This window comes from Leptospira abararensis, from assembly GCF_016918735.1.
Taxonomy (GTDB): domain Bacteria; phylum Spirochaetota; class Leptospiria; order Leptospirales; family Leptospiraceae; genus Leptospira_A; species Leptospira_A abararensis.
Map to the genome: position 1 here is coordinate 1 of NZ_JAFFPR010000024.1, position 25,905 is coordinate 25,905.

Annotated in this window: 18 protein-coding genes; 9 read left to right on the forward strand and 9 right to left on the reverse strand. The window is 39.7% G+C overall.

The window, feature by feature from the left end; all coding sequences use genetic code 11:
- The first annotated feature begins 337 nt into the window (after positions 1–337).
- Positions 338–2,128, forward strand: coding sequence for a methyl-accepting chemotaxis protein (locus tag JWG40_RS07955; RefSeq protein WP_205285306.1), 1,791 nt, complete (start codon positions 338–340; stop codon positions 2,126–2,128).
- 46 nt (positions 2,129–2,174) lie between these two features.
- Here JWG40_RS07955 and JWG40_RS07960 read toward each other — a convergent pair whose 3' ends face one another.
- Complete coding sequence (locus JWG40_RS07960) at positions 2,175–3,176, reverse strand: NADP-dependent oxidoreductase (protein ID WP_205285307.1); 1,002 nt, start codon at positions 3,174–3,176, stop codon at positions 2,175–2,177.
- Between the two features lie 24 nt (positions 3,177–3,200).
- Complete coding sequence (locus JWG40_RS07965; protein ID WP_205285308.1) at positions 3,201–4,004, reverse strand: SDR family oxidoreductase; 804 nt, start codon at positions 4,002–4,004, stop codon at positions 3,201–3,203.
- A 182-nt stretch (positions 4,005–4,186) separates the two neighbouring features.
- On the opposite strand from JWG40_RS07965, the gene JWG40_RS07970 reads away from it, so the two are divergent.
- Entirely contained in the window at positions 4,187–4,606 is a 420-nt protein-coding gene (locus tag JWG40_RS07970) for a winged helix-turn-helix transcriptional regulator (RefSeq protein WP_205285309.1), read from the forward strand.
- A gap of 84 nt (positions 4,607–4,690) precedes the next feature.
- Here JWG40_RS07970 and JWG40_RS07975 read toward each other — a convergent pair whose 3' ends face one another.
- On the reverse strand, positions 4,691–5,371 hold the full coding sequence (locus JWG40_RS07975) for a nucleoside 2-deoxyribosyltransferase (protein ID WP_205285310.1): 681 nt from the start codon (positions 5,369–5,371) through the stop codon (positions 4,691–4,693).
- A 111-nt stretch (positions 5,372–5,482) separates the two neighbouring features.
- Positions 5,483–8,608, reverse strand: a complete 3,126-nt coding sequence (locus JWG40_RS07980; RefSeq protein WP_232369260.1) for a SpoIIE family protein phosphatase — start codon at positions 8,606–8,608, stop codon at positions 5,483–5,485.
- A gap of 337 nt (positions 8,609–8,945) precedes the next feature.
- Here JWG40_RS07980 and JWG40_RS07985 point away from each other — a divergent pair, with 337 nt between their 5' ends.
- Positions 8,946–10,232: an alanine racemase gene (locus JWG40_RS07985; protein ID WP_205285312.1), complete on the forward strand. Its 1,287-nt coding sequence runs from the start codon at positions 8,946–8,948 to the stop codon at positions 10,230–10,232.
- Between the two features lie 35 nt (positions 10,233–10,267).
- On the opposite strand, the gene JWG40_RS07990 is transcribed toward JWG40_RS07985, so the two are convergent.
- Both JWG40_RS07990 and JWG40_RS07995 read right to left on the reverse strand, forming a co-directional pair.
- The gene (locus JWG40_RS07990; protein WP_205285313.1) at positions 10,268–11,296 is read right to left on the reverse strand and encodes an extracellular catalytic domain type 1 short-chain-length polyhydroxyalkanoate depolymerase; all 1,029 of its coding nucleotides are present in this window, start codon (positions 11,294–11,296) and stop codon (positions 10,268–10,270) included.
- Between the two features lie 124 nt (positions 11,297–11,420).
- Positions 11,421–12,401 carry an LLM class flavin-dependent oxidoreductase gene (locus JWG40_RS07995; protein WP_205285314.1) on the reverse strand — a complete coding sequence of 327 codons (981 nt, stop codon included), beginning with the start codon at positions 12,399–12,401 and terminating at the stop codon, positions 11,421–11,423.
- A gap of 230 nt (positions 12,402–12,631) precedes the next feature.
- On the opposite strand from JWG40_RS07995, the gene JWG40_RS08000 reads away from it, so the two are divergent.
- Complete coding sequence (locus JWG40_RS08000) at positions 12,632–13,405, forward strand: helix-turn-helix domain-containing protein (RefSeq protein ID WP_205285315.1); 774 nt, start codon at positions 12,632–12,634, stop codon at positions 13,403–13,405.
- 54 nt (positions 13,406–13,459) lie between these two features.
- Positions 13,460–14,296 carry an SDR family oxidoreductase gene (locus JWG40_RS08005; protein ID WP_205285316.1) on the forward strand — a complete coding sequence of 279 codons (837 nt, stop codon included), beginning with the start codon at positions 13,460–13,462 and terminating at the stop codon, positions 14,294–14,296.
- On the opposite strand, the gene JWG40_RS08010 is transcribed toward JWG40_RS08005, so the two are convergent.
- The gene (locus JWG40_RS08010; protein ID WP_205285317.1) at positions 14,297–16,399 is read right to left on the reverse strand and encodes a cellulase family glycosylhydrolase; all 2,103 of its coding nucleotides are present in this window, start codon (positions 16,397–16,399) and stop codon (positions 14,297–14,299) included.
- A 411-nt stretch (positions 16,400–16,810) separates the two neighbouring features.
- On the opposite strand from JWG40_RS08010, the gene JWG40_RS08015 reads away from it, so the two are divergent.
- Both JWG40_RS08015 and JWG40_RS08020 read left to right on the forward strand, forming a co-directional pair.
- Positions 16,811–18,964 (forward strand): neutral/alkaline ceramidase, encoded by a 2,154-nt coding sequence (locus tag JWG40_RS08015; protein WP_205285318.1) that lies wholly within the window; start codon positions 16,811–16,813, stop codon positions 18,962–18,964.
- A 95-nt stretch (positions 18,965–19,059) separates the two neighbouring features.
- Positions 19,060–19,719, forward strand: coding sequence for a TetR/AcrR family transcriptional regulator (locus JWG40_RS08020; RefSeq protein WP_205285319.1), 660 nt, complete (start codon positions 19,060–19,062; stop codon positions 19,717–19,719).
- Positions 19,720–19,722: 3 nt separating this feature from the next.
- Here JWG40_RS08020 and JWG40_RS08025 read toward each other — a convergent pair whose 3' ends face one another.
- Both JWG40_RS08025 and JWG40_RS08030 read right to left on the reverse strand, forming a co-directional pair.
- Positions 19,723–21,207 carry a hypothetical protein gene (locus JWG40_RS08025; protein WP_205285320.1) on the reverse strand — a complete coding sequence of 495 codons (1,485 nt, stop codon included), beginning with the start codon at positions 21,205–21,207 and terminating at the stop codon, positions 19,723–19,725.
- Positions 21,208–21,338: 131 nt separating this feature from the next.
- Complete coding sequence (locus JWG40_RS08030; RefSeq protein ID WP_205285321.1) at positions 21,339–21,989, reverse strand: TetR/AcrR family transcriptional regulator; 651 nt, start codon at positions 21,987–21,989, stop codon at positions 21,339–21,341.
- 125 nt (positions 21,990–22,114) lie between these two features.
- Here JWG40_RS08030 and JWG40_RS08035 point away from each other — a divergent pair, with 125 nt between their 5' ends.
- Both JWG40_RS08035 and JWG40_RS08040 read left to right on the forward strand, forming a co-directional pair.
- A complete protein-coding gene (locus JWG40_RS08035) occupies positions 22,115–24,112 on the forward strand; it encodes an oxidoreductase (protein WP_205285322.1) in 1,998 nt (665 codons plus the stop codon).
- A gap of 11 nt (positions 24,113–24,123) precedes the next feature.
- Positions 24,124–25,872, forward strand: a complete 1,749-nt coding sequence (locus JWG40_RS08040; RefSeq protein WP_205285323.1) for an acyl-CoA dehydrogenase family protein — start codon at positions 24,124–24,126, stop codon at positions 25,870–25,872.
- The last annotated feature ends 33 nt before the right edge of the window (positions 25,873–25,905 follow it).

A 25,905-nucleotide genomic window follows, 5' to 3' on the forward strand; every position in this document is an offset into this window, starting at 1 on the left:
TCCATAGTGTGGTAACCTCTAAGATCCACTATAACACTGGGGTCGGACAAAAAAGTGGGGTCCTGAAAATTTTTTAGGAAATCTTTGAAAATAATCTGATTCTAAAACTCAATTTGGGGTGCCGGAATTTCCATTGATTTCCTCGTTCCTTTACTAAGAAATTTTCACTGAAAGTCTCATTACAAATCTTTGTATGGGTTTCGACGCCTCTTTATGTGCTTTGTACGAAATGTCCGAAAAGAGAAAACGATTCGAAAATTTAAGAAAATATAGGCCTTTCTTAAAAATATGAGTGATCAGTTAGGCCAATCTAAATACAAATAGATAGAAACTTTATATGACAAATTCTACTCCCATCTCTCAAACCTCTCTAAAAGAAAAAATTAATAAAAGTAAGGTGATCGGAATCAAAGGCCAACTGATGTTATTTATTTTTTTGATTCTCTCTAGCGTGCTCTCTTGTATTTTTTATATCTCCTATACAACAGCCAAAGAACAAGTTTTGAATGTGGGAGAAGAAATGTTTACCAATGTCCTCAAAGATGCTGTCGGACTTGTAGATGCCTTAAACGAAAGGGTGAAGGCTGGTGATATGACTTTGGAAGAAGCTCAAGAAATGGCAAAAACCTATATTGTCGGTCCTAAGTTAGCTGATGGGAATCGGGATATTTCTAAAACTAAAATGTCAACTAACGACTATATGTATCTATGGGGAATTACACCAGAAGGGATTGCAACCATGCATCCATTTAACATTGAAGGTGCAAATATTTGGGACTATCAGATTGAAGGGAAGTATACAGTCAGAGATACTTGGGGAAATCCAAAAGCTACTGGATATCCATTACGAGAAATTTGGCAAAACCCTGGAGAACCTATTTATACCTTTATGGCTTATCAGGCTTATTACAAACCATGGAATTGGGTAATTGGTGCTGGTGGTAGAGAAGAAATTATTTATGAAAGAAGATTGTTTGGAATGCAAACTATCTTTCTTTTAAGTGCAGTCATAAGTTTAACCTTATCAATGTTATTTTCTTATATTCTTGCCTCTTTCATAGCAAAGAGAATTCAGAAAATTAAGTTTGTAGTAGAAAAGGCAAGTCAGGGAGATCTCAGAGAGAAAGTTGATCTTGCATTTAAGGACGAGTTTGGAATCCTCGGCGACGATTTTAATACAATGGCAACTAATTTACGTGAGATGATGAAACATGTTTCCAAATCATCCGTAAAAGTTGCTGAATCAGCTAAGGACATGTATACCAGTGCAGAACATTCTTCTGCAGTTGCCGGGAATATCGCCAAATCAATCCAACAAGTGGCAGTGAATACTGAATCACAATTAGTAGCCTTTACAGAAAACAAAAGGGCCATGTTGGAAAATTCTCAGGCCGTGGCGAAAATTGCTGAGTCAACAGCGACAGTTTCTGATTTGGCAAATGAAGTGTTGGAGAAAGTCCAAGAAGGTAGGGATGTAATTGGAACTACCATTAAACAAATGTCAGTTGTTAATTCTTCTGTGAGTGGGATTTCGAATAGTATACACGTACTTGGTGAGAATTCAAAAGCAATCGGCCAAATTGTGGAAACCATTAACCAAATCGCAAGCCAAACCAATTTGTTAGCCCTGAATGCCGCTATCGAAGCTGCAAGAGCAGGAGAACAGGGTCGAGGTTTTGCCGTTGTGGCCGATGAGGTTCGAAAATTGGCAGAAAGGTCAGAGGATGCAACCAAACAAATCAGCGTCCTGATTGGAGAAATTCAAAAGAATACCACCTCTGCAGTGGCAATGATGGAGAACGGAACCAGGGAAGTAGACCAAGGTGTTTCCATGGTAAACGAAGTGGGACAAACGTTTGAAAGGATTGCTGGTTCGATCGAAAAAGTAACCGATGAAATGCAAGGAGTTTCAGCAACAACAGAAGAAATTTCTGCAAGCACTGAAGAGCTAAACGCATCCACCGAACAACTCGCTCAGATTTCTAATGGAATTTCTGATAGTACACAAGCCATCGCTGCATCTTCGGAAGAGCAGCTTGCTTCTTCAGAAGAAGTAACATCCGCCGCAAACAATTTGGGTGTGTTAGCGGATGAACTTAAATCCGAGATCGATAAGTTTAAAATTTAAGTGAACGGGAGTTATATTTTGCTATCTCCCGGTTTTTTTTACTTTTTTACTTAACCTTAATCACCACTTTTCCTTTTGTGCGACCACTTTCTACATAGGCCATCGCATCGTTTACTTTTTCAAAAGGGAATACTTTATCTACAACTGGACGAATTAGCCCGGAGTTGATCCAACCTGTGATTTCATTTAGTTGGTTCCCTTCTGCTCTCATAAAAAGAAAGACAAAATCTACTTTCAGTTGTTTTGCTTTTTTTCTCACTCCAAAACTTAATAATCTAAGTATTGTTTTTAAAAACCAAGAGGAAGTAATTTTTGTCGCAAAATCTGGATCAGGTGGACCTGAAATGGAAATGAGTTTTCCTCCAGGTTTCAGTATTCGTAATGATTTTTTTAGAGTTTTTAGATCCTGACTGTGTAATACCAGATCATAATCTTTAAGAATCGTTTCAAAGTCTTCTGTTCTATAATCAATGACGATATCGGCTCCAAGACTTTTCACCAATTCGAAATTAGTTGCACTAGTTGTTGTGGCTACCGTGGCACCTAAGTGTTTGGCCAATTGAATGGCAAAGCTGCCTACGCCACCAGAACCTGCTTGAATGAACACCTTTTGTCCTTTTTTGAGATTTGCTTTTTCAATGAATGCCTGATAGGCTGTTAAGCCAACCAATGGAATAGATGCCGCCTCTTCCATTGTCAAGTTTTTAGGTTTGATTGCTACATCGTTTTCGTTTATTGTTATTAGTTCGGCAAAAGTACCAATCCTGTAGTCAGCGGGCCTTGCATACACCTCATCACCAACTTTAAATTTTTTTACCCGAGGGCCAACTTTCGCAACTACACCTGCAACATCATGGCCTAGGACGATTGGAAATTTGTAGGGCAAAATAAGTTTAAAATCCCCTTTTTTGATTTTTGAATCCAGTAAGTTTACACCGGCGGCGTGGACTTGAACCAATACGTCATCCTCTCTCATGGTTGGTTCCGGCATTTCTACTAACTGTAGATCATCCTTTTTGTTATATTTTTGGATTGTATATGCTTTCATTTTTTCCTCAACAATTAGATGAAATTATTTTGATTTTCTTATTTGTTTCAAGATAGAATTTTCAAAAGCTTTATATGCATAATGTTGCATAGTCAGCACTAAGGAAGCTCCTTTGCCTACTGGATAGTTGAATTTTGGATCTTTTTGATCAATGATTTTGATTACTGTATCTACGACAGGCTCAGGTGATGGGGCCTTGTCGAACAATTCTTTAGAGAATGCCTCAGTTTGTTTTCGAAACAAATCATAATCATCAATTTTAAATTCGGATGGAACTGCACTATTACCAATGTTAGTTTTGAAAGCCAGTGGTTCTACCATACTAACTTTAATATTGAATCCACTTAATTCAAACCTTAATACTTTAAAATATCCTTCCAAAGAATGTTTGGAAGCAGAATAATACGCAACGTTCGGCAGTCCGATGAGGCCCAAGAAGGATCCGACAGTGATGATTTTACCGTGCCTTTGTTTTCTGAAATATGGCAATAGTTGATTGGTTAGATTTACAGTTCCCCAAAAATTAGTTTCAAATTGTTGGCGTCCTAACTCGATAGAGGTTTCTTCGGCAAGTCCTCTCACTAAATATCCTGCATTATTAATCAGAACATCTAGTTTATCTATTTGTTTAAATAGTCGTTCACCAAAAGATTTGATCGAACTTTCGGAAGAAATATCTAATTCTAAAAGTTTAAAAGGTAAAATTGACTTATGTTTCCCTGGATTTCGGCTTGTGCCTATTACAGTAAAACCAGTTTCGTGAAGTTTGTTGGCAATTAAGAGTCCGATCCCTGAAGAAGCTCCAGTGATTAATATTGTTTGTTTCATTTTTTTATTCCTTCTTCTCTCAAATTTTTGTAACATTAGCAGGAGGATTCAAGTAATCGAAAAAGTATTTACTTCTAGAATTTCCTAGCTCTGATTAGTTTGACTCATATTACTTGCAAAATGCAAGTAATATGCTGATAAAAATACTTGTTTTTTGCAAGTATTTTCCAGAAAATCTATTTATGTCATCGAATCAAAAAAAAAGGTCGGATTGCCCAATCAGCTGCTCTCTTGATATTTGGGGCGATAAATGGTCACTTCTCATTATCAGAGATATGATGTTTTTTAAAAAAAGCACTTATGGCGATTTTTTGAAGTCGGAGGAAGGGATTGCGACAAATATCTTAGCTTCGAGGCTTCAGGCGCTGGAAGAAAACGGTCTCATCGAAAAAACAGACCATCCAGACAACAAAGTAAAAGTGTTGTACAAGTTAACACAAAAAGGAATCGATTTGGTTCCGATCTTTATAGAGGTTTATATCTGGTCCGAAAAATACTTTGAGATTCCAAAAGAATTAAAAGCAAAGTTAAAGGAGGTAAAGAAGGATAAGGAAACGTTTAAGAGATTATTATCAAAAGATTTGCGTGAAGGCAATATCTAAAAACATTTCCATTGTGGGTTAGGTAAAGGCGGTATCCATCCTTAAGACTAGGAATGGATACCTTCTATTTCAAAATCGAAAACTCTATTCTTCTAAGTATTTCATAAAACTAGCAGATCCTTTTAGTTTTTCCATAAGAACCTTGAGGATGGCGACAAGGTCTTTTTCTTTGTGCTCAAAGAACCGAATGATTTGTAAAATTTCCCAGACTTCTTTTCCGACTTCCATAGTTTTTTTGACCATAGGAGGGGGATTTTTAAGATAAAGGTTTTCTCCTGCCGCATTTACTTTTACGATCATTTCGGCAAGTTTGGATGGGATTTGGGAAATATCGGTAACATACTTCCAATTATAACTAAGTCCAGTTAGCAGTGGATTGTCTAGACCGTTGAACTCAGTCCTTGGGTCATTTTTATAAATGACGATAGGTTTTCCTGTGGCAAAGGAAATTCCAGTTTCAGAAATAGAACCGTCGTCAGCTGGTCTTCCATTCATATTAAAGACAGTGGCATTACATCGTTCCACGACTTGATAAACATCCATAGCAAAAACTGCTTTTTGAACAAAGATCATAATGTCCCGAAAAATTTCTCCGGAGATGATAGGCGTGTTGATCATAGCCATCACTTTCGCCACTTCAATCCCATCCCTTTGTGGAAGGTAAGTTTTGTATCCTGCACTTTCTAAAGTTGCCGCAATACTTGCCATCGTGTTTAGTTCTTCTGGGCTAAACATAGGACCAGAACAGTAAATATATTCGCTCATAATTTCCCCTAATTCATTTGAAATGAATCAGAGCAGTTTTTCACTGAAGACAAATTTTAATCATCACAATTTTTTTGGAGTCTGAAAAAAGTTAGCCGTTTGGTGGGGAAGTTATAAATCGACCACGACAAGAGTTATGTCATCATCGGGAACGGTTTTCTCGCAGAATTCTTTCACGTGTTCTAAAAGACCATCGGCAAAAAGATCTGCAGATCGATTCTCTGAATTTTCTATAATATAATGGCTTAAACGTTCATCTCCGAACATTTCTCCAGAGGGATTTCTTGCTTCAGAGATTCCATCTGTATATAAAATAACTCTGTCCCCCGCTGCAAACGGGAGATCCAGAATTTCGTCCGGAATTTCCGGAAAACAACCGAGTATCCTTCCTTTAGGTCGAACCAACTCCACTTTGTTAGTTTTCCGTCTATAAAAAGCAACGGGTGGGTGGCCTGCACTTGCATAAAGCACTCGTTTGTTTTCTAAATCAAAAAACAAATAACATGCTGTCACAAATTGTTTGTGGATTGAGTCGAGTAACAGTTTGTTGATTCGTTTTAATACTTCATTTGGTCGTCTAGAGACATGTTTTTGTAAGTTAAATGCCATCTTAAACATCGCAGCTACAATTGCGGCTGGAATCCCATGTCCGGAAACATCTGCTACTACTACACCTAAGCTATATTCGTCGGGTGTGTGAAAGTCGTAATAGTCACCGCCTATAGCTGTCATTGGGTTATAACGAGAAACTACTTTGGCTCTACCACCCGTGGGTGGATGTAATGGCAATGAAGAGTCTTGGATTTTTTTAGCGAGTTTCAATTCCGCTTTGATACTGATGTAATCTTCTTTTTCTTCTACAGCAGATTTTAATAGGATCAGAGTGTTGACTCTTGCGAGGAGCTCTCTTTTATCAAATGGTTTTCCTAGATAATCATTGGCTCCCGCCTCCAATCCAGAAAGAACATCTTCAATTCTATTTTTTGCCGTAAGCATCAAAATAGGCATTTCATACATTGAATAGGTTTCTCTTAGGATTTTACAGACTTGGTATCCGCTCATCTTTGGCATCATGATGTCCAAAAGAATCAGATCTGGTTTTACTTCATGTGCTATAGTAATGGCGGTTGGCCCATCCAAAACGGGAATCACATTGAATCCGGATCCACTGAGTTGGATTTTTAATACTTCCAAGTTGATAGGATCATCATCAACTGCAAGAATTGTTAGGTTCCGATTTAGGTCTTTTGAAAGATTAGGAGTGATCTCAACTCTTTCAATAAACTCTTGTTCAACTATGAAGTTTCCGCGAAGGTTTTCTTCGTGAAGCCAGTGGCTAGATAGAGTCACTTCTTTTTCTGTTTGTTCTTTTTGAAAACTGGTTTGTCCATTTGCAAGAGGCAAAGTAAATCGAAAAATAGATCCTTTCCCTAGTTCTGATTCTACAGATAAAGTACCTGTATGGAGTTCCACTAAGTTTTTTGTAATAGATAGTCCAAGACCAACGCCACCAAAGTTTCGTGAGATGCTGGAATCTGCCTGTGCAAATGGTGCAAAAATTCTACCCTGATCTTCCTTAGAAAGTCCGATCCCTGTGTCAGTAATTGAAACTTCCAAATAATCCACAATCCCATTGTTAGTTGGTTTTGTGGAAATTCGAACATTTCCTGCTTCTGTAAATTTGAGGGCATTACCAACTAAATTAAAAAGAATTTGTTGGATTTTGTTCTCGTCACCAAACACCAAAGGAGTATCGTCAGGAATTTCACTTTCGAGTGTGATTCCTTTTTCTTTAGCAGCACGTTCAAGCAGGGCAATCACGGTGTCTACGGAAGGTTGGATGGCAAGAGTGATAGGAAAAAGATTTAATTTACGATTCTTCATCATAGAAAAATCGAGTAGGTCATTGACTAAACCAGAAAGTCTCCTTGCTGAGGAGATGATAAGGTTGAGATTTTTAGATACACCAGTTGTCACTGCACCCATTGCACCTTCTAGGAGAGATTCACTGATTCCTATGATCCCATTCAAAGGAGTTCTTAATTCATGAGAGGTATTAGATAAAAATTCATTTTTCATTTTATCCAATGATACCAGTTCTTCGTTCTTTCGTTCTAATTCACTTTTTAATTGATTGGTAACTTCATAAAGTTTGGCAAACCGGATTGAGAGAGCAAAAGATAAACTTAAAGTATATATTAGAAATCCTTCTGAAATGGATCGATCTAAGATTGATATGTAAATTTGTAGGTAACTTAAAATGGAAAAGAGCGCAGTAAAACCTAAAGCAATTTGACCAAAAAGAATAATGATAGCTCCTGGTTGTTTGTTTTTGACAGCAACGAAGTTGAGACCAAATGCGTAGATAAGTTCTAATGTTGATAAAATACTGCTAATGTTTAAGGTGTATTTTGAATAGAGATTCATTACCGCTGGATTGAAGGTAAAAAAGGGAACAAGTCCAATTACAAAATGAAACCAAAGAATCCCTTTCACAACTCGAGAAGGTTTGTGTTCAGAGAATTCTAAAAAGAAGAAAGTTCCAAAAACTCCTATTAAATTTAAGGCTGGGTGGAATAGGAAATGATTGAACCAAAAATTATCCCAAACGAAGTACGGAAGAGAGAGGTTTCCGAAAGTAGTAAGACCTGCAATGGTTGCAAAAAAGAAATAAATTAAATAAGCACGTTCCCTTCTACTTCGTAACCAAAGGATCAGGCAATACAATGCAGAATAAATAAAGGCAAAACAAGTTGCCGAATTCCACATGATGTATTTATAAAATTTTCCCTGGATGAGGTTTGATTCTCCAATATAAAATTCAGAATTTACAAAACCACCCCAGCCGACATCATCTCCGACCCGAACGGCTATTGTATTTTCTTTATCAAACTTAATGATTCCTGGTGGGATTTGGTAGACACTGATTTGACTACTTTTTTTAATAATCTCTCCAGTTTCTGTGATCCGTCCTGTTCTTCCTACAAACACTCCATTGATATAGATTTCATTGGCATCTGCTATGATAGGTGTAAGAATGCTAATATTCTGATTTTCAAATGTTTTTGATACTTTAAAGGAATGTCTATACCAGCCTACCTGAAATCCAGATAACCCTGAATTATTCCATTGAGCTGGGATGGGTAAATGGCTCCAATCTGAGTCGGCAAAGTCTTTTTGTGAATGGGCCAAATTATCTTTGGGATTGAATTTCCAAGGTCCCGATAATTTGACCAATTGGGTTGGGTTCTCCAATAAGAATGGCGTGAGATTTGGATTTGCAAAAAGAGGTGATAGGCTTAGCGAACAACAGATTAGTAGATAACGAATTTTCATTTCAAACCCAAAGAAAAAAGCTCACCATTTACGTATTTAACGGGGATACCGAATTTTGACCAAGTACAAATAGGATTTCTGTCGAAGGAAAACCGGATTCTCTTTTTGGACCTAAATTTAGTCCATTGCTTAAAAAATATTCAATGAGTAAAAAAAATAGCGAGGAAATTCGATTTACTTTCCTTTTAGTTGATTTAGGTTTTTGAAATTATCACTTCTTGGTGAGTAAAAAACATCTATGTTCAAAAATCGCATCTTCCGCAATATTAGCATCCTTCTAACTCTAATTATACTTGTTTTTTTGATCAAACCAAAAGACGAAGGATCGACTTACAGTCAGTATTTTTCCGAAATCAACAACGAACTAAAAGAGAACGGTTTGGGTAAACCTGTTGTGCTTTTGGATTTGGACCGTTTGGATGATAATCTGGCGATCCTTTCCAAAAACATTCCACCTCCTCTTCGTTATCGGATTGTTGTGAAGTCCCTTCCATCTTTGGATCTTCTCCGTCACATTACCAAATCAACCAAAACCAATCGACTCATGGTCTTTCATTCGGGTGACCTTGTGATGTTGTTAAATGATCCTGAATTTTCTTCCTTCGATATTCTTTTAGGCAAACCAATGCCTGTACGAGCGTTAGAGGAGATCTACAAAAAAACGAAAACAGGTAAGTTTCAGAAAGTACATTGGTTGGTAGATTCAGAAAACAGACTTACGCAATATCTAGAGTTTGCCAAAACGAAGGATATCAAGTTACATGTAGTTTTAGAAATTGATGTGGGACTTCATCGCGGCGGATTTACACAAACCAAGGATACAAACCTTGCACTGGGAAAAATAACAAACCAGCCAAACCATTTGGAGTTTGATGGATTTATGGGTTATGAACCGCATGTAGCTTCTGTTCCCAACTTGTTCGGCGATAAAAACGAGGCTATTGAAAAAGCAATTTTATCTTCTTTATCTTTGTATGAGGGGTTTGTCACTTCAGGGAAAAATTCTTTTCCTTCTTTATTTGCGAAAGAATTACTTCTTAATGGTGGTGGTAGTAAAACCTACCGTTTTTATCAAAAGAATAATAAAACCGTGAATGATGTTTCTGTTGGTTCGGCTCTTGTAATGCCCACAGATTTTGATGTGAGTACACTTACCGAACACAAACCAGCATTTTTTATTGCAGCACCTGTCCTCAAACGTTTGGAAGGAACTACCATTCCCTTTTTAGAATCCATTTCCTTTTTATTTCCTTTATGGAATCCCAACCTTCAGCTTACCTATTTCACATACGGCGGAGCTTATCTTGCAAAAAAAGAATCACCGAAAGGGTTGTTTGATAATAGCCTGTATGGCGCGAGCACAAACCAAGGAATTTTAAACGGAAGTCGTAAGACCGACTTACAACCAGATGATTATGTTTTTTATCGTCCCACACAAAGTGAGAAGGTGATGGCGGAGATGGGAGAGGTGGTTCTTTTGCGGAAAGGCAAAATCATAGGAACTTGGAAGTGTTTTATTAATTAGTGTGCCTTTCGTGACACACTAATTTTATATTCTAACTACTTATCTGAAAAAAAATCCCACATAACATCATTGGCTTTGATTGCTTTTGAAGGAGAGGCACCACCAAAGAATAAGGAGGGCTTTTTGCCACCTGGCCATGAATGTCCTCCAGATTCTGTAACACAAAGTTTTACCTTCACACCTTCTTTGCATTCACTATACTCATCACATGTGACACCTTCTGTTTCTAACACTCGTTTGGGTGTTGGATTACATTCATTGAATTTTACCCATTGGGAGATGGATTTAGGAACAGAAACAAAGTCTGTAACGAGAGACTTGTCTTTAAAACTATCTCCAGATCCTCCATAGAATAATACTTTATCATCGTCTTTGGCATGGATATGTAAAACGGAGATTGGTTTTGTGGGATTACAAGTGACCGTGTTATCGGTTCCTGCTACTGCTGTGATGGCAGCCAGTTGGTCTGTCATTTCGCAAGCCAAACGATAGGACATCATCGCCCCATTGGACATACCCGTAGAGTAAACTTTGGATTTGTCGATTTGCAGTTGTTTTGTGGCATGATTCAAAATTTCTTTTACAAACCCAACATCATCAATTTTTTTATCACGGGCATCAGCACAACAGTTACCTGCATTCCATGTCGCAATTTTTCCTGATTTGTATTTGCTATATCCGTTCGGGAAAATAGTGATATGGCCATTTTCTTCTGATTTAGAAATTTGGTGGTAATATTCTTCGTTGGATTGGATTTCCATATCACCACCACCGCCATGGAACACAAAAAGAAGGGGAACTGCTTTGTTTGCCGAATATGTTTTGGGAACATGGACTTTATAATAACGTGGGATGTCGCCATGGGGAAAAGTGAATGTGTAATCTCCCGGTGCATCGATTTTTTTGGTTAGGTCAGAAGAGGCGATCGGAGCTGGTTTTTCCTCCATTCTTTTTTGGAACCGTTCTTTAATTTTTGTGCGTAACCAACCCCGCGAACAGGACTCAGTGGTAAAAGTGAATAAGATCAAAGTTAAAATAAAAAGAAATTGGGGTCTAAGTATCATAGGATCCTCCAAAGGAATCTAGGCATACGACCTGGTTCTTTCTTAAAAAGTTCCATCGTATCCAACTATTTTAAAAAAACTCTTTCTATCGGAAACAAATTCTCTGGATTCTAAATCTTTAAGTTTAGGTCTTTACTTTTGCTAAAATTTTTAAGGAACGGATTTTGGCATCCATATCATAAACAGAAGTCACTGTCATTAGCTCATCCGCCTTCGTTTCTTCCAAAACCTTGGTGATTCCTGCTTCTAAGGTGTCAGCGGAACCCACAACAGAGTAGGATAACATTTGTGAGGCGATTCCTTTTTCTTGTTCTGTCCAGTAGGATTCCATATTCTCGATCGGCGGGGGGAAGCTTCCACGCATATTTCTTAGGATTCGAGTGAAGGACTGTTGGGAGCTGGTAAATAGAAATTTTGCTTCTGCATCCGTTTCTGCAGCAATGACATTCACACCCACCATCACATAAGGTTTATCCAAATACTTAGAAGGCCTAAATTGTTTTCGGTAAATGGAGATGGCCTCCATTAAGGCTCCCGGTGCAAAATGAGAAGCAAAGGCATAAGGAAGGCCAAGCATCGCAGCAAGTTGTGCACCAAATAAACTAGATCCTAAAATCCATACGGGAACATGAGTCCCCATACCAGGAATGGCCCGGACTTGTAATTGGTTATGATCCTCTTCAAAATATGTGAGGAGTTCTTTCACATCTTCTGGGAAATGTTGTGAACTCATGGGATCTCGACGTAATGCACGTAAGGTGAGCTGGTCGGTTCCAGGAGCTCGTCCCAGTCCTAAATCAATCCTTCCGGGATACAAACTTTCTAAGGTTCCAAATTGTTCCGCAATCACAAGGGGAGAATGGTTCGGCAACATGATCCCACCCGCTCCAATCCGAATGGATTTTGTATGTGCAGCCAAATGACCAATCACTACAGAAGTAGCGGCACTGGCAATGGAGGGAAAGTTATGGTGTTCTGCCACCCAAATGCGGTGGTAACCTAAGGCTTCTGCTTCCTTAGCCACTCGGACAGAATTAGCAAGCGCGTTACTTGGATTATTTCCTTCGTTGATAAAAACTAGATCGAGAATCGATAATGGCACCATTAGGAACACATTCCCTTTTTCACCTCTCCAGTGTAAATTTGTAAAAATTTAAAATCGAGATTTATATTTTAAAAATTACATACATCTGTTATGTTGGCAATCAACCTAAATGAGTTTTCTTTGTGAAAAATTCCACTAAAGATAAAAAACTAGAGTCTAAGGACTCTAGTGGATTTAAATCTATTTTTAAGTAGAACCTTGAGAATAAAATCACATTCTCGTTGTATGATATGAAAGTATCCCGTCAAAATTTAAACTCCCATCATAAAACACTGATCCATTCTGTGTTTGTATTTGAATCAGATACTAAGGAAACAAAGAATCTCCCATTTTATGCCGATGGTTTTCCTGGAATTGTATTCTTTCATTCTGAACATCCAGTGACTGTATTTGTTGGTTCTGAATCTAAAGTGATGGATCCAGTTTTTGTCTATGGACAAACCATCGAACCCATTCGCATTCAGATCGAAGGCCCGTTTTTTTTTGTAATGGTCCAACTTTTTCCTGCAGTTGTGGAAGAAACCTTAAAAATTCCAGTAGTGGAACTTACCAATTCTTGTTGGACCATTCCCGATGCCGATTGGAGTTCGGAACCTAACTTTTCATTGGCGATCGAGAATAAATCTTCCTCCTTTGCTGCAGAAGCTCTTGTCGATTTTATTTTAAAAAAAGGAGAAAAGTTTCAACCAGATCTGATATTACATGCTTGTTTGGAAGAGATTTTAGATCTCAAAGGAAATTGTGAAATTGCAAAGTTATCCAAAAAACATGGACTTTCGGAAAGGACCTTACAAAGGCGGTTCCAAAATTATGTAGGGCTTACACCCAAACAATTTTCTACCATCATTCGGTTCCAAGCCAGTTTATCCGAGTTAAACGATATAAACAATTCTAAATTAACAGATATTGCCTATGCCAGTGGATATGCAGACCAGTCTCATTTCATTCGCCAATTCAAAACCTTTACCAAAGAAAGACCATTTCGGTTTCGCGAAAAAATTTAAACTCTGTCGGGTTTGTTCAATTTTTATAATACAGTTTCCTGTATCCTGAATGGTATGAAACCCTTTACACTCATCATTGGATCCAGCGGAAAAACTGGATCAAGAATCCTATCCAGATTGGAACAATTGGACTACCCTGTTCGATTGGGATCAAGAAACGCTAAGCCCTCTTTTGATTGGGAGAAGCCAGAAAATTGGGAATCTGTCATTCAAGGAGTGACCCAAGTTTATATCAGCTTTCAACCGGACTTAGCGGTCCCATCTTCTCTCGCATCCATACAGCAGTTAGTGGATATTTGTAAAAAAAACCAAGTGAAACGATTGGTTTTGTTATCGGGGAGAGGGGAACCAGAGGCGAGAGCCTGTGAACAAGTGGTGCAAAATTCCGGTTTGGAATGGACAATTTTAAGAGCGAGTTGGTTTTTCCAAAATTTCAGTGAAGGAATGTTTTTGGATCAGATCTTAGGAGGACCTGTTTTGTTTCCTCGGGTGAGCGCAAGCGAACCGTTTGTGGATCTAGATGATCTGGCCGATCTTGCGGTAGAGTCGCTCATTACAGACAAACATCGCAACCGGTTGTATGAACTGACTGGCCCTGAACTTTGGAATTTCAAAGATGCCTTCCAAACCATAGCGGAAGTTACGAACCAAAATATCTCTTTCGAAGAACTGCCGTTAGATGATTACATCCAAACCTTAAAAGAATGGGGACTTCCAGAAGACACCATTTGGCTCGTAAACTATCTATTTCGCACTGTCCTTGACGGCCGCAATGAATCGGTAGTCAAGGATTTGGAATTGGCTCTGGGTAGAGAACCAAAAGATTTTCGGACTTATGTGAAAGAAACCGCCGAAACTGGAATTTGGAAACTACCCGAGAAAGCCATTTAGTCACTGTTCGGTGGGATACCCGCTGTAGGTCATTTTTCCGGTAAAATAAATCGGACTTTTTTCTTCCAAGAGAATCCTTGTATTCAGTTTAGATTGGATCTCTTGGAGAGTTTGCGTTGAATAGGAACTACCATTGCCATCCACTATCAAAACATAGTGGTAAGATGAGTTTGGATTTTCCTCTAGATCCAAGTCGTCCCAAATATGGACAATATTTCCCGAACCAACATCCCGATTTCTGTCAGGAACGATAATGGCTTCGTTTGGTTCTTGGTTTGGTGAATTAGGTAGACCTTGGTTATAAATTCTTTTTTCAGAAATCAGAATGGTCTTTGTGGGATCAAAATGAGAAGGTAGATAAACTTCTGTAGGAGCATCGGAAAACCTTCCCTTCCAAATCAGGAGTTGGAATCTTTTGTCACCAAAGTATTTGGTTTCCGTATTTCCTGGTTTGATGGCCGCCCAAGAAAATACTTTATTCCAAGTATCAGATCCTACTGTATTGTAATGACTGCTCATCACGCGGCCTTGAGACTTTCGAAAGTAAGCGCGAGCCACCACACGTTCATCTAAATTAAAACTAGTTCCATAATTTCCTACAACAGAGAAGTCTTCTTCATTCCATGCATCTTTGGTTGTAACGAGTTTAGAAGGATTTCCATTCATATATTCGGCATGGTTGTTGTAATAATAATCCCAATGCCACTGGGTTCCCGATACAATGGGATTGTAAAAATCAGCAAACCTAGACTTAGAACTTTGGTTTCCATCGGATACTTCCATGGCTTGGTAAACAGCACTAATCATTCTGGCTGTATCTTTGGCACCCGTTCCTTTCAGCCACATTCCAAATTCACTTAAAAAAACCGGAATTTTTAAAAACCTAGATTCCTTTCTGATTTCATCTAAATACTTAAAATACGTTGCATTATCAATTCCAGTCAGGTCAGTACCCATTCGGCCTGCATCATAGAAGTGGGAGTTAAATACAAAACCGGGGCCAGGGGGAGTGAGTAAATGACCACCACCTGTCGCAGGGGCGATCGCTGATCCAATGTTTGTATTCCAAAACACCAAAGGTTCTGCAAACACCCATTTGTTTTCCCATCCATTTTGGTTGAGGATGGTTCTTATTTTTTTATACATAGGCCAAAGTTTTTGGTTGTCCCACTGAGCGGGCGTTAGTCCTTCCATTCCCCCATCTACTGGTTCATTGAAAGGATCAAGTCCTAAAACATAAGAGAATTCTTCTGCGGTTAGTTTCCCTTTGATATAGGAAGTCGCTTTTGCAATTTGCCAGAGGAACTCTGTTTGCATATTCCTTGTTCCTTGGGTTGTTGAAAGAGGAGCGTTGTTCCAGAAATTGCGAAAAGCCCGGCGGACGGCTTCGTTGGTTAGATTGTTTTGGCTCCAACTGGCGCAAATAAATCCGCAGTATTCCGTAGGATAACTTCCTCCTTTGGTGATCCAAGCAGGAGCACCATTTCCTGTATGCCAAGAGTTTTTATTAAAGAGATGGCGTGAGAACAAATCTTGGTGGTAGTCAAGAAGGATGTACATTCGTTTGGCGGTCGCCTTTTTCATCTGAGCGATGACTGCATCTAAATAAGAATAATCAATGGTATCAACTCCCGGATGGACTCCTTCCCAGGCGATAGTAAAACGAATGAGATTGGATCCTGTGGTTTTGCCAAGTCTTGTAAGAGCGATCTCAGCTTCAGTTTCATTCGCAAAAGGTTTGAATCCGTGTTGTGCTAGTTTCATATTTCCAGAGATATTAAAACCTCGGAAAGAAACTTCGCGACCGAGCCCATCTACAAAGATCTGGTCTGTGAATTGGTTGTTTGTTTTTTCAGAAATCAAAATCTCCCTATCGTTTGAGCTAAGACTATAATCCAAACTATGAAGGGAGCTTGCTGTCACTAGAGACCTTGTGGAAAGACTTGCTCCCGAACCACTCGGTTCTGAAACAACGCTGGCACCGGGTAGGAGGAGGGCAAGGGCCGCAGATTGTGAATCCTTTGTGGGAGCACATGATAGAATAGACAATAGGACTGTTGTGACAGCCCCATAGAAGGTTTGGGATTTTCCTTTCGATTTCATAGATCCTCTCTTTCGCATTCCTTGGGAAATGAAGCTTTGGTCACTTGGGTCGTACTAGCCGACAATTGTCGATTAAAAAATTGCCATCAAATTTCCATAAATGTGGATTCGAATGAGAAAATCGGAGACACACTGGTTTTTTTCCTGATTGCCCCATTCCTTTTTATGGGAATTTCACCAGAAAATCGATACATTTGGGCAGAATCTGTCGAATTCTAGGGAGTACTTCCTTGTCTTTGTAGCAAAATTCTGAACGCTGATCTAAAAAAACCGACATTTGTCGATTATTTTTCTTGCCATATTTTTAACACCGTTTAGACTTATAAACCAAATTTGGCCCTTGCAGACATTCAGGTCCAGACCCATGCGAAAAAGATTTCATTTAGAAATTTAGATTCGGAGAGAGAGTATATGAATTCCATTAGAGATTCCCGAGTGCGCTTGGGTTTAACCATTGTTTGTTGTTTTTTGGTTTTGACTTGTTCAGACCAAAAATCGTCCCCGTCACCCATTCTCGGTTTAGTGAGCTCTGCTGCTTCCGACACCGCTAGTTCTGATTCAGTGAGCACATCTGGTGTGAGTCGTGCCGTCGCACCATCACTCGGCTCCTCTCCTTATCTTGTCGGTGCTGGGATTTATGACATCACCGGGCCTGCGGCAGAAGTAGGGATGATGGGTTTTGCCGAATCCGCCCAAAAAACAGAAGGGATCTACATGCGCCTTTGGTCAAGGGCCTATATCATTGGAGACGCATCCAAACGAGTGGTTTTTGTGAGTGCTGATTTAGGAATGATTTTCCAATCCATCAAACAAGCAGTAAGTCGAAAGATTGCATTGGATTCGGAACTATCTCCTTATTACAATCAAGCCAACGTTCTACTCTCTGCAACTCACACTCATAGTGGACCTGGAGGATACTCTCATTATTTTTTATACAATGCCACAACAGCAGGTTTTATCAAAGAAAACTTTGATGTGATTGTAGATGGAATCTATCGTTCCATTAAACTAGCTCACCAAAATTTAGTTCCCGGAAATGTATATATCAACCAAGGAACTTTGACTGATGCGAGTAAAAACCGCTCTGCTGTTGCTTATGATAAAAACCCAGCTTCCGAAAGAAGTTACTATTCTTCCAATGTAGACCAAACCATGACTTTATTGAAACTGGTTGCTGCCGATGGTCGGGAACTTGGAATGGTAAACTGGTTTGCCGTTCACCCAACAAACGTTGGTCCAACAAACAAATTGATTGGAGGGGATAACAAAGGTTATGCTTCTTATTTATTCGAAAAGGCGAAAGGGGCTAATTATTCCGCAAGTCAAACTTTTGTGGCTGCCTTTGCTCAGTCGAATGCAGGAGATGTGACTCCGAACCTATGGGGTCCAGCGGATGGTGTGAACGACTATGCTCGTCAAAACATCATTGGAGAAAAACAATTCAACAAAGCTCAGTCTCTCTATTCAAGTGCCAATACACAATTGACGGGTTCTGTGGACTTCCGTCATACCTATGTTAACTTCTCTAATCTTTATGTTAGTAGTGTAGGGACCACCACTTGCCCTGCGGGAATGGGTGCTTCCTTTTCAGCAGGTAGTGTGGAAGACAATGCAGTCTCCGTGGATTTTTTTGATGAAGGAACCACTGTTGATTCCTTGGATTGGAATACAAACACTGCCGATGCCTTTAAGTCTAGTTTCCTTGGGGGTTTTCTCGGGATTCTTTGGCCGGCTTCTACAAGCGAAGCATACAAACTTTGCCATGCAGAAAAACCTGTCCTCATTCCTACAGGGGTTGCTAGTTTCGATGGGAATCCTTGGACACCACCGGTGATCCCTATGCAAATCATAAAAATTGGGAACTTAGCGATCCTTGCGATCCCTGCCGAAGTATCCACTATGGCGGGCAGACGACTTCGATCCCTCGTGAAAAATGTATTAGAAAATGAGTATACTGTGATTGCAGGGCTTTCCAATTCCTATACTTCATATTTAACAACAAAAGAAGAATACTCTTCCCAACAATATGAAGGAGCTTCCACTCAATTTGGACCAAACACACTTTTTGGATATGAACAAGAATTTGGGAAGTTAGCGAGTGCTATGCGAAGCGGAAGTGCATCTCCAGCGGGTCCAACACCAGCGGATCTAACGAACAACCAAGCCACTTTCCAAACAGGAGTGGTATTCGATGATGTTCCTCTCTTTAAAAGTTTCGGAAGTGTCATCACTCAACCCTCTGCGTCTTATAGCAGTGGCGCTACCGTCAGTGCCGTCTTCTGGGGTGGTCATCCAAAAAACAATATGCTCATCGGTAGTAGCTTTGTGGATGTAGAAAAACAAAATGGATCCACTTGGACTGTTGTGGCACGAGATTATGATCCTTCCACTACTTACAGATGGCAAAGAGATGGGGTTGCTAATTCCAAAATCACCGTTTCCTGGAAAACCACTTCCTTTCCATCGGGAACCTACCGCATCCGTCACCGGGGCCACTGGAAGTCGGGATGGACGGGAGCGATCAGCGCCTACCAAGGTGTCACAAACAATTTTACAGTACAGTAATATCTGAACAATCACTCACCTGGCCCTTAAAAAGGTCAGGTATTTTTCTTTCACAACGGGATTGACTGGGTAAGATTCTCAAGAAGGCTCGTACTATGGATAAATTGGTAGACGCATCCTTATCTCCTGACCTTGCCTCGCGGCCTTTTAAATTTACAAGTAAACAAGGGAGGAACCGACGGACACAATTGTTGACAATTGCTTTAGAGTTTCTCAGAGAAAAATCTCCCGAAGAGATTAGTTTTGCCGACATCTGCAAAGAGGCAAATATCCCTAGACCCTCAGCCTACCATTTTTTTCCCAATGTAGAAGCCATCTTCCACGGAATTCGATTATTACACTCAGAAAGCCTTATTGAAAAGTCACTTCTCTTGAAAAGAGAAACTTTTGTTAGTTGGGAGCAATACATTGAACGTTCAATCGATGTAGCTGTAGAAGTCACTAATAAAGAAATTGCTTTTCCTCGTTTGATTTATGGATACAGAATGAGTAATCCTGAGATGCGCCAAGTAGGCCAAGAGTTGGATGCAAAACTTGCCAATTTAGCAAAGTTAGGTCTTATGGATCGATTTGTTTTACCTGAATTAGAAGAGGCCGATCAAATTTTTGGGGTAGCATTTTCCATTGCGGATTCACTATTAAAACTTTCTTACAGAACCTATGGAGACTTTACTCCTTGGATGGTGGGGGAAGCCAAAAAAGCAACCATCTCTTATTTAAAAAATTATCTACCGGAAGATTGTAAACGAAAGTAGACGTTATTCGTAATTGCCTGAATAGGTAGCCCCTCCGAGGGTTCCACCATTGACAGTTCCAATATCATTGATAGCGTTTGAGGCATTATCATAGTAGAGAGCAGTCGGACAACTGAAGAGTCTGTTTCCATTAAAAATAATAGGACTTGATCCTCCATCTTCAAATAAACAATATCGAATGCTTCCGCCGGAAGTAAAAAGTGTATTGAATTGATAATTTCCGACATCACCGGCTCCTGCACCTTGGTATATCGCATAACTTGTGTTTCCTGACCCTGCATTCAAAATATTATTTGTTACTACCGAATTTGATGGATGGCTATTATTAAATGCATAGGAAATACTTCCCGTACCTCCATCAATTGTATTAAAAATAATCGTTGGTGTATTGGCATGAGGAGAATTATAAATTCCATGGGAAGAACCATTTGCAATCCCACCATAAATCGTATTGTAAGCCACTGTCGGTGAGGAACTATCTTGGACAAATACTCCAAAAGTACTTGTGGTCGAAGAAGTCCCTCCTTGCATCGTATTGTTCGCAATGATTGCCGAAGATGTGGAAAGAAAAATAGCAACGGAAATAGCGTTACTGACAGTACCTCCTTCCAATCGGTTGTTTGTGATCGTGGGAGATCCGGAGAAACAATTGAAAGCAATTGATGCTGTCGGTGCATTGGGATTTGATGCACCTCTAATCGTAAATCCATCCACCACTGTTGCAGTTGTAATCGTTGCCCCAGCATTGACCGTTATGCTGTCGGCGCTTGCCGTCGCTGTATCCACAATCCTTGCGATGTAAACACTGGAATTACGATTTAAAAAATCGGCACTAAACCCACCGTATAAAGAAACAAGATTTACCAAATTAATCTGAGTTCCGAGTCCACTATTCACTAAATAAGTCCCTTCAGAGACCAAAATGGCGGCCGGTGGAGTTGCTGCAGAAATTGCAGAGGGAATTGTGAGTTTTGTATTTCCTGGGCTTGTTCCTGAATTTCCATCATTCCCAGAAGGACTTACATAATATAAATTGGTATTGGAAGAAAGAACAGTGTAATTTCCAATCACAGGAGTTATATGGATTCCAAGAGGATCTGTTGCCTCTAAAATAAAGGAATAGGTTCCGACAGGAATGGAACCCGAAAGAACCACTGTGTCATTGGCAGAATAAGAATCGGACCAAACTGGTGTTAGTTTTGATCCGAGCGTTGCCGAAAACGAATCTGGAACCATACTTCGACTAAAAACAATCCGAATATTTGTATTAGCGAGAATGACATTTCCGAGAGAGGGAGTGACGGTTGCCGTTGGACTCCCGTAAAGCCCTAAAAGTAAACCAAGCTGTTTCAGTTTGTCATTTTTTTGGGTTGGGTCGAGATCCAAAAGTTCTCTAACAATTGGGTTTAACAAACAATGGAATTGGATAAATAAAAGAACGAAAATAAATAGAAAAGAGAACTTGGGGATTTTTCTGTATTTTCGCATAACATATCCAGAGTTGGGTAAGTTATCTTATTTTGTCAATCAGGCAATTCAAATATCAATTTAGTCTGAACCATAGATTCAGGGTCCAAGCCGGATTTTGGTTCTGAAAGTCCAAAAATATTGTTTAGAGATTATTTCATACCGTTGTAGGCATATTCAGTAACGGTTTGGATAAATTTTTCCATTTCACCAAGATCATTTTTCATCTGCAAACGACCTTCTAAAAACAACATCGCAATCCCATGAATCATCGCCCAAGAGGCTAAGGTTTTTTCTCTTGTGTTTCCTTTTTCTAAATATCCAAGATTTTGGCCCATTCGAATGATTTCGTGTAACTGGCGATAGGTTCTTCTTGATACCGCAAGTAGAATGGGATGAGTTTTTACATCCACTCCCGTGCCACCAAACATAATTCTTGCGAACTGTCTGTTGGTCATAATGAATTGGAAGTAGGTCCAACCGAGGGCGCGGTATCTTCCTTTGAAGTTTTGGTCTGTTTTTTCTAATTCTTTTTGGTAGGTTTCAAAATACTTTTGGAATCCGATTTCCGCAATCGCAGCAAAGAGGGCATGTTTATTTTCAAAATGATGGTAACTGGCAACATGGCTCACTCCAGCTTTTGCTGCTACTTTACGAAGAGAAATGTCCTCTAAGGAAGTGTTTTCGAGTAGTTCCACTCCGGCTTGGATGAGAGCTTCCCGAACATTGACCCCGTTTTCTTTGGAAGGTCGACCCACCCCCATAGGTTTCTTTTGTGAAGATTTTTTTTTCGAAGCGACCATTTCCCCATTTTTACTTGTTACGCTTTAGATTGCCAGTAGTTATTTACCGGTGGTAATTTATGGCTTGCCCCATTTTTTCAGAATATTACCAATGGTAAATTAATTCAAATGAGGATTAATTCAAAATGAATACAGCCTTTTCACCCATCTCTCTTGGCAATTTTACACTCCCCAATCGTTTCATTATGGGATCTATGCATCTCGGCGTGGAAGGGGAAACGGGCACAGCCGAACGTATGGCAGCTTTTTACGGCAAACGTTTCGAGGGAGGAGTAGGACTCATTGTCACTGGTGGGATCAGTGTGAATGAAGTTGGAAAGGGCTCTCATACTTTTTTTAACATCCAAAATACAGAACATGCCAAAGAATTAGAACAGATGAACTCACTCCTAAAAGGAAAAGGGACAATGTGTGCCCAGCTTTTCCATGCAGGAAGGTATGCAGCGAGCAGGTCTTGTGTGGCTCCATCAGCCATCAGAGCACCAATCAACCGTTATGTTCCAAAAGAACTCTCCGAAGAAGAATGTTGGAATACAGTAGAAGATTTTGGCAAGGCAGCAAAACTTGCACGCGAAGTAGGTTTCGGAGCCGTGGAAATTATGGGTAGTGAAGGCTATCTTTTAAACCAATTTTTTTCGGCAGTCACAAACAAACGAAATGATTATTTTGGCGGAGACTCTAAACGGAGAATGAATCTTTCTATCGAAGTCTTACGTGCGGTAAAAAAACAATTACCCGAAGGATTTCCTGTGATTTTTCGAATGTCTGGGATTGACCTCATTCCAGGGAATCCAACGTTTGAAGAAGTAGTGGAGCTTGCACAAACTTTACGCGATGAAAAAGTTTCTGCACTCAATATTGGCATTGGTTGGCATGAATCAAGAATTCCAACGATAAGCCAACTGGTTCCGAGAGGAGCATGGGTTTCCATTGCAAGTCGTATTAAAGAAAATACACCTGGTGTTCCAATCATTGCTTCCAACCGAGTGAATGATCCCATTACCATGCAACAAGTGTTCGATGAAAATAGGGCTGATATTATTTCCATGGCAAGGCCATTTTTAGCTGATCCTTCCATTGTTAAAAAATTCCAATTGGGTATGTCGAATCGAATCAATACCTGTGTGGCTTGTAACCAGGCTTGTCTTGACCATGCCTTCCAAGAAAAATCCGTTTCTTGTATCGTAAATCCCGAAGCAGTCAATGAATTAGAATTTACGAAACCAAAAGTTAAAGATCCTAAAAAAGTTCTGATCATTGGAACAGGACCTGCTGGCCTTGAAGCGGCGCGTGCCAGTGCCAGTCTCGGTCACAAAGTTACGCTCATCGAAAAAGCAAATGTTCTTGGGGGGCAATTTCAATTGGCATCGCATATCCCTGGTAAGTCGGAGTTTAAAGAAACCATTCGTTATTTTTCCAATGAACTTCCTGCTTTAGGTGTCGATATACGATTGAATACAACAGCAACTCTAACATTGTTAGAAACAGAAAATCCAGATGTAACAATTTTTGCAAGTGGTGTGAAACCAAGAGAGTTTGTATTAAAAGGACTAGAAAATCTTCCCTCAGGAAACTATAGTGAATATCTCACGGGAAAATTCCAACCAGGCAAAAGAGTGGCTGTGATCGGTGGAGGGGGAATTGGCGTGGATGTGGCACATAGATTGACAGAAGAAGAGGATCCGACCCTTGCTTCTTATGATAAAAAATACAACATCAGTTCCTTTACCGATGCAGGTGTACAAAAGAAAAAAGCAAAGAGAGATGTGGCCGTGTTTCGTCGGAATGGAAAACATGGAGCAGGCCTTGGACCTACAACCTTTTGGGCACTCAAACAAGAGTTAGATTCAGTGGGAGTCGATTTCTATCATGGACTGACTTATAAAGAAGTGACTTCGGAAGGGCTCAAAGTGGAATTAAAAAACGGAGAGGAATTTTTGTATCCTTGTGATTCAATCATCTTATGTGTGGGACAAGAAAAGGAAACATCCCTCTTGGAGGAATTCCAAAACAAATATCCGAACAAACCAACTATAGTGATTGGTGGAGCCAAGGATCCAAGAAACATCGATGCCAAACGAGCCTTTTTTGAAGGTTTAGAAGCAGCACATAGCATTAATTAGGAGAAAAAAATATGATCGCAAATAATTACTTTTCAGAGGATGCCGATTTACAGGTAATCTTTAACCAACTTCTCGATTGGGATTCTATCATAAGGGAAACAGAAGGGGAAGGTTTCTTTGACCACCAAACATTCCTTAAAACAAAAAATCCAAGATTTGAAATGGCTCCTTCCACAAAAGAAGAAGCCCTGGAGTTATATACTTCGAGTTTGGATGCAATGGGAGATTTTTTTGGAAAAGATGTTTCTCAAAAATCCCAAACCATGGATCGTAATGAACTAAAATATTCCAATGGGAAGGTAATTTTTCCTAAAGAAACGATAGAAATTTACGAAAAATTCAGAAATACGGGCCTTATGCCCTATTCGATTTCGAGAGAGGCGGGGGGCCTTGCCTTTCCTGCAACAGTAGGTGCCTTATATGCCATGCTTATGGCAAGGGGTGATGTTTCATTTTGTATGACGACCACCTTACTCAACTTAGCTCAAATTGTCGCCAGGTTTGGAACACCAGAACAAATAGAAACCTATGCTACAAAAGCGGCCACAGGCGAATGTTTGTTCGCTATGTCACTCACCGAACCCGATTACGGATCCGACCTGAATAATGTCAGAACTGTTGCGGTAAAACAAGAGGATGGAAGTTATCGCCTAACAGGTACAAAACGGTTTATTTCCCAGGGTTGTGGATTGGGGGATAATCCCGCACTCCTTCTCACCTTAGCTCGCACAGGAAAAGCTGAAGGTGGAGCCAGAGGTTTATCTGTTTTTATTGTCAAAAGCCAAGATGTATTTGTAGCTGGGATTGAAAAGAAGATGGGGATTCATGCCTCTCCTACTTGCGAAATTGTCTATGAAAATACTTATGGAGAAATTCTAGGCGAAGAAGGACTCGGGCTTACTCGTTATACAGCAGGGATGACAAACTTTATGCGTCTTGTCAGTGCTTCCGGCGGTTGTGGTGGGGGAGCCGCTGCATATTATGAATGTGTAAAGTATGCAAACGAAAGAAAACAATTCGGAAAACCTATTGGTGAAATTCCTGCAGTCGCAGAAATGATTCATAAAATCAAACGAGAAACTACTGCGATGCGACTTTTGACTTTGGAAACGGCTCGTGTCATTGATATGTACCAACACCACCAGATCCGAATGGAAAAAGCAAATTTAGAAGATAGAGAAATCCGAAAAGATGAAAAAGTAAAGTATTGGTCAACACTTGCTTCGACTCTCACTCCTATGGCAAAATACTATAGTTCTGAGGAAGGGCATAAATGTACCAATCTCGCTGTGCAAGTGTTTGGTGGTGCAGGTTATACTGAAGATTATGATATCTCTCGCATGTTTCGAGACTCGCGTATCAATACCATTTACGAAGGTACAAGCCAGATCCATGTGCGAATTGCAACTGGTGCCATCCTTGCGGGTATGGCTGGGGATGGAAATTTTAGAAAGTACTTAAACTCTCTAAAAACAGAGATTCCATCACCATCTAAATTTCTTTTAGAACAGGAACGTGTTTTAGAAGAATCCATTCGTGAAATGCGCAGTATCCAAGAGGAAACGAGAAAAGAAACCGTAGCAGAAAATTTAATGATTCAAATGTGTCGGTATATAGGAAGTCTATTGTACGAAAAATCGATTCCAAAAATCACTGATTCCAACACAAAAGAAGTTTGGTTAAAGGATTGCCGTGCCTATGTGATCGATAGCACTGCCATTGCTCAGTCCTGCTTGTATCGAATTCAAAATTTTGGATAAGGGAATTTCTTAAATCTTCTGAAGAAAATTCTG

Bases quoted from the DNA above. Each gene is read 5' to 3' on its own strand.
- JWG40_RS07955 (WP_205285306.1), top strand. From the start codon at position 338: ATGACAAATTCTACTCCCATCTCTCAAACCTCTCTAAAAGAAAAAATT.
- JWG40_RS07960 (WP_205285307.1), bottom strand. From the start codon at position 3,176: ATGAAAGCATATACAATCCAAAAATATAACAAAAAGGATGATCTACAG.
- JWG40_RS07965 (WP_205285308.1), bottom strand. From the start codon at position 4,004: ATGAAACAAACAATATTAATCACTGGAGCTTCTTCAGGGATCGGACTC.
- JWG40_RS07970 (WP_205285309.1), top strand. From the start codon at position 4,187: ATGTCATCGAATCAAAAAAAAAGGTCGGATTGCCCAATCAGCTGCTCT.
- JWG40_RS07975 (WP_205285310.1), bottom strand. From the start codon at position 5,371: ATGAGCGAATATATTTACTGTTCTGGTCCTATGTTTAGCCCAGAAGAA.
- JWG40_RS07985 (WP_205285312.1), top strand. From the start codon at position 8,946: ATGTTCAAAAATCGCATCTTCCGCAATATTAGCATCCTTCTAACTCTA.
- JWG40_RS07990 (WP_205285313.1), bottom strand. From the start codon at position 11,296: ATGATACTTAGACCCCAATTTCTTTTTATTTTAACTTTGATCTTATTC.
- JWG40_RS07995 (WP_205285314.1), bottom strand. From the start codon at position 12,401: ATGGTGCCATTATCGATTCTCGATCTAGTTTTTATCAACGAAGGAAAT.
- JWG40_RS08000 (WP_205285315.1), top strand. From the start codon at position 12,632: ATGAAAGTATCCCGTCAAAATTTAAACTCCCATCATAAAACACTGATC.
- JWG40_RS08005 (WP_205285316.1), top strand. From the start codon at position 13,460: ATGAAACCCTTTACACTCATCATTGGATCCAGCGGAAAAACTGGATCA.
- JWG40_RS08010 (WP_205285317.1), bottom strand. From the start codon at position 16,399: ATGAAATCGAAAGGAAAATCCCAAACCTTCTATGGGGCTGTCACAACA.
- JWG40_RS08015 (WP_205285318.1), top strand. From the start codon at position 16,811: ATGAATTCCATTAGAGATTCCCGAGTGCGCTTGGGTTTAACCATTGTT.
- JWG40_RS08020 (WP_205285319.1), top strand. From the start codon at position 19,060: ATGGATAAATTGGTAGACGCATCCTTATCTCCTGACCTTGCCTCGCGG.
- JWG40_RS08025 (WP_205285320.1), bottom strand. From the start codon at position 21,207: ATGCGAAAATACAGAAAAATCCCCAAGTTCTCTTTTCTATTTATTTTC.
- JWG40_RS08030 (WP_205285321.1), bottom strand. From the start codon at position 21,989: ATGGTCGCTTCGAAAAAAAAATCTTCACAAAAGAAACCTATGGGGGTG.
- JWG40_RS08035 (WP_205285322.1), top strand. From the start codon at position 22,115: ATGAATACAGCCTTTTCACCCATCTCTCTTGGCAATTTTACACTCCCC.
- JWG40_RS08040 (WP_205285323.1), top strand. From the start codon at position 24,124: ATGATCGCAAATAATTACTTTTCAGAGGATGCCGATTTACAGGTAATC.